10 protein-coding genes are annotated in these 12,649 nt (G+C 60.7%); 2 read left to right on the top strand and 8 right to left on the bottom strand.

Annotated elements, in window-relative coordinates; translation table 11 throughout:
* The 8 genes from VFI82_11675 to VFI82_11640 form a co-directional block, all read right to left on the bottom strand.
* Window positions 1-1,223: Ig-like domain-containing protein (locus VFI82_11675; GenBank protein HET7185336.1), on the bottom strand; the 1,223-nt coding region annotated here is incomplete at its 3' end.
* A 297-nt stretch (window positions 1,224-1,520) separates the two neighbouring features.
* Window positions 1,521-2,255, bottom strand: a complete 735-nt coding sequence (locus VFI82_11670) for an ABC transporter ATP-binding protein (GenBank protein HET7185335.1) — start codon at window positions 2,253-2,255, stop codon at window positions 1,521-1,523.
* Window positions 2,248-2,943: an ABC transporter ATP-binding protein gene (locus tag VFI82_11665; protein ID HET7185334.1), complete on the bottom strand. Its 696-nt coding sequence runs from the start codon at window positions 2,941-2,943 to the stop codon at window positions 2,248-2,250. Before VFI82_11665 ends, VFI82_11670 begins: the two co-directional genes overlap by 8 nt.
* Window positions 2,921-3,949, bottom strand: coding sequence for a branched-chain amino acid ABC transporter permease (locus VFI82_11660; GenBank protein HET7185333.1), 1,029 nt, complete (start codon window positions 3,947-3,949; stop codon window positions 2,921-2,923). Before VFI82_11660 ends, VFI82_11665 begins: the two co-directional genes overlap by 23 nt.
* The gene (locus VFI82_11655; GenBank protein HET7185332.1) at window positions 3,946-4,839 is read right to left on the bottom strand and encodes a branched-chain amino acid ABC transporter permease; all 894 of its coding nucleotides are present in this window, start codon (window positions 4,837-4,839) and stop codon (window positions 3,946-3,948) included. The genes VFI82_11660 and VFI82_11655 overlap by 4 nt, the downstream gene beginning before the upstream one ends.
* A 2-nt stretch (window positions 4,840-4,841) precedes the next feature.
* Window positions 4,842-6,080, bottom strand: coding sequence for an amino acid ABC transporter substrate-binding protein (locus VFI82_11650; protein ID HET7185331.1), 1,239 nt, complete (start codon window positions 6,078-6,080; stop codon window positions 4,842-4,844).
* A gap of 156 nt (window positions 6,081-6,236) precedes the next feature.
* Entirely contained in the window at window positions 6,237-8,504 is a 2,268-nt protein-coding gene (locus tag VFI82_11645) for an LUD domain-containing protein (GenBank protein ID HET7185330.1), read from the bottom strand.
* Window positions 8,505-8,506: 2 nt separating this feature from the next.
* Window positions 8,507-9,052: an LUD domain-containing protein gene (locus VFI82_11640; GenBank protein HET7185329.1), complete on the bottom strand. Its 546-nt coding sequence runs from the start codon at window positions 9,050-9,052 to the stop codon at window positions 8,507-8,509.
* Window positions 9,053-9,297: 245 nt separating this feature from the next.
* Between VFI82_11640 and VFI82_11635 the strand changes: the two genes are divergently transcribed.
* Window positions 9,298-11,199, top strand: a complete 1,902-nt coding sequence (locus VFI82_11635; GenBank protein ID HET7185328.1) for a lactate permease LctP family transporter — start codon at window positions 9,298-9,300, stop codon at window positions 11,197-11,199.
* A 134-nt stretch (window positions 11,200-11,333) separates the two neighbouring features.
* On the top strand, window positions 11,334-12,649 hold a 1,316-nt coding region (locus tag VFI82_11630), incomplete at its 3' end, for an FAD-linked oxidase C-terminal domain-containing protein (protein HET7185327.1).

Here is a 12,649-nt window from a genome sequence, read left to right as displayed (position 1 = left end):
TTGGCATAGTAAGTCTGGTTGACGTCGTAGGCCTTACCGTCCACGACCAGCGTTACATATTTATAGCGGTTGCCGCTGAGCCGCTGCATGTACCACTGGATATGGTGCCAAGAGCCTGGAGAGAAACGAGAACACGGGATCGAGGTCTGGACCCAGCGGCCGGCACTCTGGTTCCAGGTATCCCACACGCCGTCGCCAAAGGCGCATTGCGTGCCGATCATGTATTCATAGCCGCCGACGGACTGCCATAAGTCAAACTCGGCGGACCAGAGATTGGCCGCGGTGGTGGAGTCGTAATAGACGTAGAAGTCCCAGAGAAAATTGCTAGCCCAATCCTGCTGGCCGAGCTTCTTGATCCAGAGAACATCGGCCCAAGACCCGCCGCCGTTGTAGAACTGAAGGCTGGCCCCGTCCATGGAGGGGGATGATTGCCAGAAGGCTTTCCAGTAATTGCTGGTGAGGGTGCCACCGGCACAGTCGCTGCACGAGGACCAGTTGCTCGTGGATTGATCGATATCTGAGAAGACATTGGCGCTCGAAGGTGGGGTGGGCAGAGCGCTGCTGCTCACCGAAGACCCGGACGTGGAAGAGCTGCTGTTGCCGTTGACGTTGATACTCAAGGAGGGTGAGGTGCCGAAACCACTGACCCGGTCCCAGGCCCGGATGTACACGGTGTGATTGCCGCCCGCCATGGCGACCGAAGCGGACAGCGAGTTTGAGTAGTTGTCGACCTGGTAAGCGTTGTTGTTGTCTACGTAGATGACCCAGCCGGCGATTCCGTTGGGGCTGGTGGCGCTGGCCTGGAATGTCACGGGGCTGGCCGGGGTCGAGCCGTTGCCCGGCGACTGAACGCTTACCGTAACGCCGCCGCTGCTCGGGGTCGGGTTGGAGGCGGACGCGTTGAGGGTGACGTAGGCCGTGCCGAATGCGCCGGTGCTATCCCAAGCGCGAACGGCCACGGCATGAGAGCCCGCGCTGACGTTGAGCGGCGCCGAAATGCTTGAGGTCGGACCGGGAGTTGTCCAGGCATCGTTGCCGTCCACATAAACCATCCACCCGGTAACAATACTTGAAGAGCTGGCGCTGGCTTGGAGGGTGAACGAGGTGCCGACGTTGGTTGGGGAAGTCACGTTCACCGTGACCGATGCGGACGAAGTTGGCGCAGCGCCGAGCAGCACAAATAGAGCCAAGAGGGTCGTGCAGAGGGTCGAAACGGTTCGCAAAAGGAAACCTCCGCTTGCTGAAAATGGTGGTGCGCGGGATTGAGAGTAAGCTGAGCAGCAACCTGCGCGAATCGGTGCGGGGCCCTAGGATTTCTAAGAAGATTTACTGAGTAGAGGCAGGAAAGTATCGTGACCCGAAAGGACTAATCCGGGTTGTCGATCCTTAGGAACGCATGAGTCGGGCGGCAGGCGCTGGTGGTTGGTGGCGGCAGAATGCTGGAAGAGCATTTCCGAATATCGATTGCCGATTGACGCTGGCTGATCCCAAAGCACCCGTTCGCCACTCAGCGCTAGCCTTTAGGTTTTGCCGACGTAGGCGTCGCGAACGTACTTATTGTTGATCAGTGATTTACTGGAACCCGATAGGGTGATGCGGCCCGTTTCCATGAGATAGGCGGTCTCCGACATCTGCAGCGCATAGCTGACGTTCTGCGCGACCAGAAGAATGGTGACCCCTTCTTTACGGATCTGTTCGACATGTCCGAAGATTTCGTCCACCAGTTTGGGAGCCAGGCCAAGCGAAGGCTCATCGAGCAGGAGCAGTTCGGGTTCGGCCATGAGCCCGCGGCCAATGGCGCACATCTGCTGTTCGCCGCCTGACAAGGTCCCGGCCAGTTGATGGCGGCGCTCCTTGAGGCGGGGAAATAGATCGTACACGCGAACCAGGCTTTGGTCGGCGCCCTTGCGCAGATTCCGGGGATAAGCGCCCATGCGCAGGTTGTCCTGGACCGTCATGCGCGGCCAAAGCTGGCGACCTTCCGGGACGAGGCCGATGTGCCGCTTGACGCGCTCGTGCGTTAGCAGCTGGGTAATGTCCTCGCCCTTGAAAAGGAGGCGACCGCCCTTGCTTTTGATGACCCCGATAATCGTATTCAGGGTAGTAGTTTTGCCGGCGCCATTGGAACCGATCACGGTAACGATCTGGCCGCGCGGCACCGAGAGTGACACGTCCCACAATACCTGCACCGCGCCGTAGCCGGCGGCAAGGTGCTCGACCGAAAGCATGACATCATTGGCCGGCGGGTCAGGCATTGTCCCAGCCTTTCGGGGCAGAGCCGAGATAGGCTTCGATCACTGCGGGATCCAATTGGATCTGCTCGGCCGTTCCTTCGGCCAGTTTCTCGCCGTAGTTGAGCACGAGAATGCGGTCGCACACACTGGTAATCGCTTTGACGTCGTGCTCCACATACATGATGGTGGTTCCGTCGGCGCGAATCTGGCGGAGCAGGTCGAGCATGGACGCAGTCTCTGCGTGGGTGAGGCCGCCGCAGATTTCGTCGCAGAGAAGGATTTCGGGCCTGGTGGCCAAGGCGCGCGCCACTTCCAGCTTTTTCTGATTGCCGACCGACAGCGTATAAGCCGGAGTCGCGGCCTGATCATGCAGGCCGACCGAGCGCAGCACGTCCATGGCGACTTCGGGCGGAAGTTTGTGGCCGGGGGATTGACGGCCGAAAGATGCGCCGACCTGCACGTTTTGCAGCACGGTCATGTTGCGGAACGGGCGCACGATCTGGTGGGTGCGCGCAATGCCTTCCTGCACCAGATGGAACGGGCGCAGCCCGGTCACGTCCTTGCCGCGGCATAGCACCTGGCCGGTGGTCGGCTTGTAGGTGCCGGCAATCATGTTGAACAGCGTGGTTTTGCCGGCGCCGTTGGGGCCGATGAAGCCGAAGATCTGTCCGCGGCGGACTTCAAAACTAACGTCCCGGACCGCTGCCAACCCCCCAAAGAACTTCGTCAGATGATTTGCCTGGAGTATTGGCTGTCTGTTTGTCTGCTCGGCGGTCACGGATCCTCCTGACCCTGCCAGTGAGATTGCGCAGCGCGCCCAGAATTCCCCCCGGCTCGACCAGCACGATCACGATCAGCAGCCCCCCATAGAGGAGCAGGTGAGCCTGGGGAAAGCGGGCAACAATCTCTTCTTCAATAATGCCGACGACACCGCCGCCGATGACCGGCCCCCACACCGTGCCCAGCCCGCCGATGACGGGCATAAGCAGGATCTGAACGCTGGTTTGAAAAGCAAAGACGCCGTTGGGATGAATGAACGCGGCATAGCGGGCAAACATACCGCCAGCCATCCCGGTGAGCGCAGCGGCGACGGCGTGGGCCTTGAGCTTGTAGATGAAAGGATTGACGCCGGAATCGGCGGCGGCATCCTCATCATCCTTGATGGCGCCCAGGCCAAGCCCGAACTTGTTGTGGGCGATCCAGTACGAAATGCCGATCGCGGCGGAGGCCAGCACCAGCGCCGAGTAGTAATGCTCAGACTGGTTGAAGATGCGGGTTTCGGCAATCCGGTAGCCGCTGGCGCCGCCGGTGAAATCGAGGTTGGTGGCCACCACTCGCACGGTTTCGCTGACCCCGATGGTAGCAATAGCGAAATAAGGGCCGCGCAGACGGAATGTCGGCAGTCCGATCAGCACGGACGCGATCGCGGCCGTTACCCCCGCGCAAAGAATGGCGACGTATGGGTGTAGATGGATGCCATCGATCAGCATGGCTGTTGTGTAGGCGCCGATGCCGTAAAACACCGCGAAGCCAAACGAGACCTGTCCGGCATAACCGCCCAGGAGATTCCACCCCACACTGGCCGTGATCCAGACGAACGAAACGAACAGGAGACGGAGAGCGTTGGCCTGGAGTCCAAACGCCGGAAGAAACGCCAGGACGGCGAGGAGCAACAACGGCGGCAGCAGTTGCCACAAGCGGCGTGTTGATTTCATGCGAGCCGCCGGATTCTCCCGAGCAAACTAGCGATGCCCCCGGGAAGGACAAGCAACACGACCACGAGCAGCCCGAAAGAAATGGCAAGCTGGTAGCCGGCAGGAAGCCAGATGATGCTGAGACTTTCCACCAGAGACAGCACGAGTGCGCCAATCGCGACACCACCAACGGATTCCAACCCGCCGAGCACGATGATGACGAAGGCGCGGATCAGGAAGGGCCGGCCGAAGTCGGGATTAAAGGAATACAAACTGGCCAGCAGCGCGCCGGCAAGTCCGGCGAACCCAATGCCAATGCCGAAGGTTAAGCCCGCGACCTTCTGGTCGTTGACCCCGACAATCTGCCCGGCATAGCGATTCTGAACCAGCGCCCGCAGTGCGCGACCGAACCATGTCCAGTTGAGCAGCATTTCCAGCAGCAGCACACACCCGGCGGCGGCGCCGAAAACGTAGAGGCGAATCGTCGGAATGATGATGGGGCCGAGGTGGATTACATCGAGCGTGCGGGGAGTAAAAATGGACCGGTCAGTATTGCCCCAAATCAGATAGCCGAGGTTCTGGAGTACGAGCCAGAGGCCAAACATCAGCAACAGCGAGGGCAGGGTCGGCTGGTCGGAACGTGGCAGCCAGCGCACCAGCAACCAGTGTATGAAGATGCCCACGATCACCATGATGGGAAACACGGCCAGCGCGGCCAAGATGGGATCGAGGTGGAAACGGTCGAACAGCTCCATCGCGAAATAGGCGCCCAGCATCATGAACCCCGCATGAGCGAGGTTCACGATCTTCATGACACCATAGATGACGGTCATGCCGACCGACATCACCGCGTAGATGCCCGCCAGCAGCACCGCTGCCACCAGCAGGTTGGCAAAATCAGCCAGGTCCATGGTTATCTCTTTGGCATGGGGGCTACGGATTCGCCCGTGGCCGCGTCCTTTGGAAACACGATGTCCACCTTGCCACCGGGCTTGGCCTGAACAATGACATAGGGCAGATGGGCTTGGCCATTGGCGGCGAACTTCACCACCTGCCCAGGAGTCAGGGCGTCCTTGAACTCAATCTTGTGAAGCTGGTCACGGATGGCGTCCTTGTTGAGCGAACCGGCCTTCTCGATGGCTTGCGCCACGATGCGCACCGCATCGTAGGCGGTGGCGGGATAATAGGAATCCGGGTCGTGCCCGGTGAACTGCTTGTAATCCTGGTTGAACTTTTTCACCTGCGGGTAAGGCAGGTCTTTCGACCACCAGATTCCGGCAAAGATGTAGTTGATGCCGTCACCCAGCGCCTTGCGGGCGTCCGTCTCGGCCGCGCGGGCGCCGTAGCTGACCATCTCGTGGTACATGCCGCCTTGCAGGTACTGGCGCTGCATGGTGATGTAGTCCTGCAGGTGGGCGTCGGAGAGGAAGATGTCGGCGTGTGCGTTCTTCACCTTTTGCAGGAGGGCGGAGAAGTCGGGCGATCCGAGATCGAACTTTTCGTTGAAAACAACCGTGAAGTAGCTCGGATTTTTCTTAACCCAGTCCTGGATGCCATTGGCATAGTCCACGCCATGGTCGCTGTTTTCCACCGCGATAGCGATCTTCAATCCCTTTTTCAGCTTGCCGGCATCCACCAGCGACTTTAGGTACTCACCGGTGGTTTCGCCGAGCAGGTTGACCGGGCTGAGATTACCAAAGGTGTACTTGTAACCCTTGGCGAAGATGGTGGAGGCGGCGGCGCCCGGTGTGATCCAGGGCGTCTTGTAGCGATCGGGCATGACCGATTCTGCCTCGCCGATGGCGCTGGAATAGGGGCCAACAACCGCGGTCACCTGGTCGGAGCTCATGGCGCGCTCGCAAAGTGAGGCCGACTTGGCTTGATCGGAGCCGTCGTCGTAGAAGATCTCCTTGATGGGCAGCTTTTTCTTGAGGCTCTTCACGAACACGCCGCCCTGATCGTTGATCTGTTTGATGGCAAGCTCGACGCCTTCCTTTTGATACTGGCCGGGCTTGGCTTCACGACCGGTGATGGAGAAGATGACGCCCACCTTGATTTCAGTCTGGCTCCACGCTGTGGAAACCAAGGTAGCGGTGAAGAGAATACAGCCGGCAACGGCAACGGAGAGCGATCGAATCTGGCGAGTGTTCACGTCTCCTTCTCCTGTCAATTCGGAAGTAACCACACAAAAGTGGGCCGCGGAACAGGTGCAGTCGCGCATCATATTCCGCCGAAGGGAAAGCCGCAAGCGTTTGGAAGGCTGCCGGTTAGCGGTTTTCAATTCCCGATTACCGTTTCGGCACTGATTTCAGCCGTCAAGCTGGGGGAGCAGAGCGGCGAGCAGTTCGGTCGGATAGAACACCTGACGTTTGAGTCCTGATGCGAGTTGCTCGTGACACGAGGTACCGGTAGCCACCAGCACCCGGGGACCATCGGCTTCGGCTTCGGCAACTTGCTTGAAGAGGTCCTGGCCTACCGCCATGCTGAGATCGTAATAGTCCTTCTTATAGCCGAAGCTGCCGGCCATGCCGCAGCACTCGACGCGGGAAATGACGACGTCGAAGCCGGCGGCCCGCAGCATAGCTTCCGTGGCGGGAGCGCTGCCGACCGTCTTCTGCTGGCAATGACTGTGATAGAAGAGCCGCGTTCCGAGCGGGTGACCCGTTGCGGGAAATAGCTTCCCGGCATCGAGGCCGTTGTCCCGGATAAAGTTCCAAAGGTATTCGACGGCGTCGAAGCTGTGGTCGCGGAGAAGCTGGTAAAGGAGTGCGCCTCCGACATCGGTCAGCAGCCGGCGATTATCGAGACGGAACATGGCCAGTACGCTGGGTTCAATGACCACGACATCGCGGCCTTCCTCGATGTAAGTGCGCAGGAGTTCAGCCGTGCGGCGCGCCTGCCGGGCGGCGGTTACGATCATTCCCTGCGAGATGGCAGCGCGCCCATCGGGACAAGTCTCACTGACAACAACATCGATGCCGAGCGACTGAAACACCTTTAAGGTGGCAAGTCCGCGAGAGGGCAAGCCGTAGTTGGTGAAGATGTCGGCGAACAGAACCGCCTTGGCTTTCGGAGCCGGTATGCGCGTGGCGTTCGTCTTGGCGGCTTCCACCAGCGTGGGCTTGGCGAACGGAGGAAGGTCGCGGCGGAGGTCGAGCCCGACAACCTTCTCCATGAGCGCTCGTGCGCCTGGGAGAGCGCTCATCCAGTTAGACAGCGGCGCGAACAGTGAACCCCACTTACCGAACGCATCGTAGCGCCCGAAAAAAAGTTTCTGCAGCGGCGCGACTTCGTGACCTTCCAACAGCGCGGTCGAGAAAAGCTGCGCCACCGGACTGGCATCGCGCCGGTTCAGGCGCTGCCGCAACGTGGAGTTGAGGAACGGTATGTCGATGCGCACCGGACACTGGGGAACACAGCGCGAGCAGCCGGTACAGAGTTCGCTGAAGCGGGCCGCCTCCAGCGCGCGCGTGCCCGCCTCCCAGGAACCGCCGATACCTCCGGAGTAGGTTTCGCCGCCGAAGGCATGGCCCCCGACAGTCTGAAAATTCGCGCAGGAATTCAGGCAGGCGCTGCAGCGAATGCAATACAGGGCCTCGCTGAGCACGGGATCCTGGCGCATCTTCATGCGCCCGTTGTCTACCAGAACGAGGTGAAACTCGCGACGGGGGGTGGATCCGTCATTGGTGAGCACGGGCGCGGCATTCAGCGGCGGCGTGATGATGCTGGTGTACGAGGAAAGTTTCTGGCCGGTACCACTGGCAGCTAGCAGTTCGAGAAAGGGCGCAAAATCGGCGCGCGACGGCAGCACTTTCTCGACACCCGCGATCGCAATGTGCAACGCCGGAAGCAGCGAGGTCATGCGGATGTTGCCTTCGCTCTCGACCAAGGCGATGCTTCCGCTGTCGGCGGCAATCAAGTTAGCGCCGGAGATGCCGGCGTCGGCAGCCAGGAATTTCTGCCGCAGGTGCTCACGGGCGAAACGCGTAAGCTCCTCGCCAGTATCGAGTGGGAGGTCAGTGTTAAAGCGGCTCTTAAACAGCGTGGTGATGCGTTCGCGGCTGTAGTGAATGGCGGGCGCAATGATGTGCGAGGGCTGCTCGTCGGCCACTTGGAGGATGAACTCGGCCAGGTCTGTTTCCGCCACTTCAATGCCCCGCGCCTGCAGAACATGGTTTAGGCCGACCTCCTCCGAGGTCATGCTCTTCCCTTTCACCACCAGGCGGACCGCGGCCTGCTCACAGATGTTGGCGATGTAATGGGTGGCGTCGTGAGCGTCTTTCGCCAGGTAAAAATGTCCGCCATTCCGCTTGACGCTGGCTTCCAGCGTGGCGAGGAGTTCTGGGAGGTTGGCAATCGCGCGTTCCTTGATGGCGCGCGTACGGTCCTTCAGCTGGTTGTAGTCGGGCAGCGCAGCGGTGGCAACGTAGCGGTTGCGGTTAAAGGTCTGGGTGTTATGGCGGACGGCAGGGCTCTCGATACGCAACGCCATTTTGATGGCAGCGAGCAGGCGGCGCTTGGAGCTTTTGTTCGCAACGGCACGCGGAGATTCCGGAGCTTGGGCAGCTGTGGCCATGGCTATACCACGATGATGTGCAGGCGATGCGGTCCGTGAACACCGCGGACCAGCGGTCCCATGTCGGCGGTGGCGCTGGGCCCGGTGATGAAGACAAAGTTTCGCCGCAAGCCGTCACCGTTGAGACGGTCGAGGCGGAATAGATCGCCGGGCCGCTGGACGATGTTCTCCGCCGGCAGCACGGCAATGTGAAAACGAGAGAGCAAACTGACAAACCCGGCATGGTCGTGATCAATGCAGACGCAAATGGAGCCGCTGTGCGCGACCCCGGCAAATGCGTCGGTGATGCCGACCACGCAATCGTCCATCGCCTTGCGGCTGCGGGCATCGAATGCGCCGGGAAGCCGGCGGCAGGCGTCAAACAAATCCGCAGGTAAATCAAGGGGAACGGCGACCGCCAATGGCCCGGCGGGAGCGACGCGGGCGACAGCCGCGGCGATCTGATCGGAAGTGCGGGCGACACGCTCGACCGTGGCAGCGGTGGCCGTCGCTGCTCTCTCGAAGGCATCCACCAGCGACATGGTGGCGGATTGTGTCACTGATGACATGTTGGGCCGCGGCATTCTAACTCAGCTCGGCGCCGTTGTATCCCCCTAGGCGGAAAAGCCGCGCCGATTGGGCAACTTCAGCCGGCCAAGCTCACGTGTCGCTTGACAAAACAGGGCGTACCAGCATATACCACCCGGCACAGAAAGCTGTCTTTAGTCAGGGGCGAGGCTTTACCAGAACCACCGGGACACTGATCGTGCCGCCACGTTCTTCGGCGGAAAGGTGGGAATCAATGAGAAGGTGCATGACCTCACTGGGCTTGGTCTTTGCGGCATCTCCGCTTTTTGCCGCGGATAATCCTCCAGCAACGATGTACCATCAAAATTACAATCCCTTCGGCAATGTCGCGCTTTCCACGTTCATCGCGGCAATCCCGATCCTGACACTGCTGTATTTCATCGCCCTTCATCCCCATCGCGATAAGCAGGGCGGACGCCACCTCGGCATTAGCGCACCGTGGGCCGCCTTCTTCGGTGTGGTGGCCGCATTCCTCGTCTCCTGCCTGGCCTTCGGCATGCCCTTTAAATCGGCAATCTCGGCCTTCGCCTATGGTGGGCTCGCCGGATTTCTGGGCATCATCTGGATCATCCTGGCGGCCATGTTCCTGTACACGATGACTGTGATCACGGGCAAGTTCGAGATCGTTAAGGAATCGATCATCCACATTTCGTTCGACCGGCGGCTGCAAGTGCTGCTGATCGCCTTTTCTTTCGGCGCGATCATCGAGGGTACCTCCGGCTTCGGGACACCGGTGGCCATCGCCGGCGCGGTGATGGTGGGTCTTGGCTTCTCGCCGTTCGACGCGGCCGTGCTGAACCTGCTCGCCAACACCGCCCCGGTTGCCTACGGTGCGATCGGCACCCCGATCGTGACTTTGGCCGCCGTCAGCGGCCTCGATCAGCTCACCCTTTCTGCCATGGCCGGGCGCCAACTTCCCTTCGTTTCCATCCTCATTCCCTTTTGGCTGGTGACGACGTTCGTTCTCATGCAGGGCGGCAAATGGAGAGACGCCTGGGAAGTGTGGCCGGCCACGCTCTGTTCCGGGGCATCCTTCGCGATCATGCAGTTTATTGCGTCGCAGACCAATGCCCTTCACCTCATGACGGACGTGGTGGCAGGCGTGTTTTCTGTGATCTGCACCGCGCTGTTCCTGCGCTTCGTCTGGCATCCGAAGACGCGTTTCCTGTTGCGGTCGGAGCGGAAGGCAATGGCTGAAGCATCCACTGGTGTGCGCGGTGGGCCCTCCGGCGAAGCAACCGCCCCGCAACCGGCCCAGGAGGAATGGTCCTATCCGTACACCGCCGGCCAGACCGCGTACGCCTGGGCGCCGTGGACAATCCTGATCGCCTGTTGCGCGATCTGGGGTATGCCGGCATGGAAGGCCTACCTCAATGGCATCTTTAAGGCGGTCAAGATCCACACCACACTGTTAGGTTCAGCCTTGGGCGGCACCCTCTCCCTGCCGACCTGGCAGATGCCGGCGCTTCATGGCCTGGTGGAGCGAATGCCTCCGGTGGCGCCGGTTAATGCGAAGCCAGAGGCTGCTGTGTTTGCCATCAACTGGCTGTCCGCAGCCGGTACCGGCGTCTTTGTTGCCGCCATCCTCACCGGTTTAGTCTTGGGGTTGAGCGCGGCACAATGGGGGGAAGCGACAACCCGCACGCTTCGCCGCATGAAGACCCCTGTGCTGGTGATCGGGCAGGTTCTAGGCTTGGGCTTTTTGACCCGTTACTCCGGCACTGACGCGGTTCTTGGACTGGCCTTCACCTTGGCGGGTCCCCTCTATCCATTCTTCGCCGCATACCTGGGCTGGCTGGGCGTCTTCCTGACCGGTTCGGATACCGCTTCCAATGCGCTGTTCGGGAGCCTGCAAAGGATCACGGCACAACAGCTTCACTTGAATGAGATTCTTATCGTCGCCACCAACTCGACAGGTGGGGTCATGGGTAAGATGATTGACGCACAGTCCATCATGGTCGCCTGTGCCGCCTGCTACGATGATCCTTATGAGCGTTCCCACGCCTTAGGGCCCATCTTCCGCAAGGTATTTTGGCACTCGATCGTACTTGCAGCCGCCATCGGCCTGATCTGCATTCTCCAGGCCTACGTATTTCCGTGGATGATCCCGACGCCCCCGGCCAAGTAAGGAGTCCCGCTGGAGGTTCGAGGGCCAGATCGGCTGGCCCCGGCAAACGCGCCGGGGCCTACTCATCTCGGGGCGAGCGCGCTGAGCGCTCTGGAAGTCAAGCGAGTAGAATCAGCTGAGTGTGGGGGCCGCTTGTGGAAGCTCGCATCATCCAGGAATTCCGGTCGGCCGTCGGCAGCGGCGCCCTGATTACGAAGGCCGACGAGCTGCGCACCTATGAATGCGACGGGCTGACGAATTTCCGCGTCATGCCCGAAGCGGTGCTGCTTCCGACATCCGCCGCGCAGGTGCAGTCGATCGTAAGCATTTGCCACCGCGAAAAGATTCCTTTTGTGGCGCGCGGCTCGGGTACCGGTCTGAGCGGCGGCGCGTTGCCGGTGAAAAACGGCATTGTCATCAGCCTGGCGCGGCTCAATAAAATCCTGGAGGTCGACTACGTCAACCAGCGCATCGTCGTGGAACCGGGCGTGGTCAATGCCTGGATCACGGAACGGGTTGCGCCACATGGATTTTTCTACGCGCCGGACCCGTCCTCGCAGTGCGCCTGCAGCATCGGCGGGAACGTGGCCGAAAACTCCGGCGGCGCGCACTGCCTCAAATACGGCTTCACCACCACGCATGTGCTGGGAGTGGAAGTGGTGCTGCCGGATGCGACCGTGGTTCATCTCGGCGGGAAGACTCTGGACGTACCCGGGTACGATTTGCCGGGAGTGTTCGTCGGATCGGAAGGAACGCTGGGAGTAGTGACTAAGGTGATTTTGCGGATCGTGAAGAAGCCCGAGTCGGTTCAGACTCTGCTCGCCGCTTTTAACACTACCAACGAGGCTGGAGCGGCGGTAAGCGGAGTGATTGCGGCGGGCATGTTGCCGGCGGCTATCGAGATGATGGACCGGCTCTCAATCCAGGCGGCCGAAGCGTCGGTGCACGCTAATTATCCCGACTGTGGCGGGCTGCTGCTGGTCGAACTCGATGGCCCGGCTGCCGAGGTGCAATACCTGATCGAACATGTCAGCGAGATTTGCACGGGTTGCGGCGCGTGGGAGATTCGAATCGCGAAGACCGAAGCCGAGCGGGCGGCGGTTTGGAGGGGGCGCAAGGCCGCGTTTGCCGCCATGGGGCGCATCGCTCAGAGCTACATGGTGCAGGACGGCGTGATTCCGCGCACGTCGTTGCCGCGGGTAATGAGCGCGATCGAGCGAATGAGCGAAGAAACCGGCCTCAAAGTTGCCAATGTGTTCCACGCCGGGGACGGAAACCTGCATCCCCTGGTGCTCTACGACAGCCGCATTCCGGGGCAGGAGAAAGAGGCGGAGAAGCTGTCGGGAAGGATCCTGGAATTGTGCGTAGCCGAAGGCGGCTCGATCACCGGAGAGCATGGGGTCGGGGAAGAGAAAAAACACTTCATGTCCAAGATGTATGCTGAGCCGGACCTGGAAACCATGCAGCGCGT

It is taken from the genome of Terriglobales bacterium, from assembly GCA_035691485.1.
In the GTDB taxonomy this organism is placed as follows: domain Bacteria; phylum Acidobacteriota; class Terriglobia; order Terriglobales; family Acidobacteriaceae; genus JAIQGF01.
The sequence above is the reverse complement of the archived record's forward strand: the minus strand, read 5'-3'. Positions and strand labels throughout refer to the sequence as shown.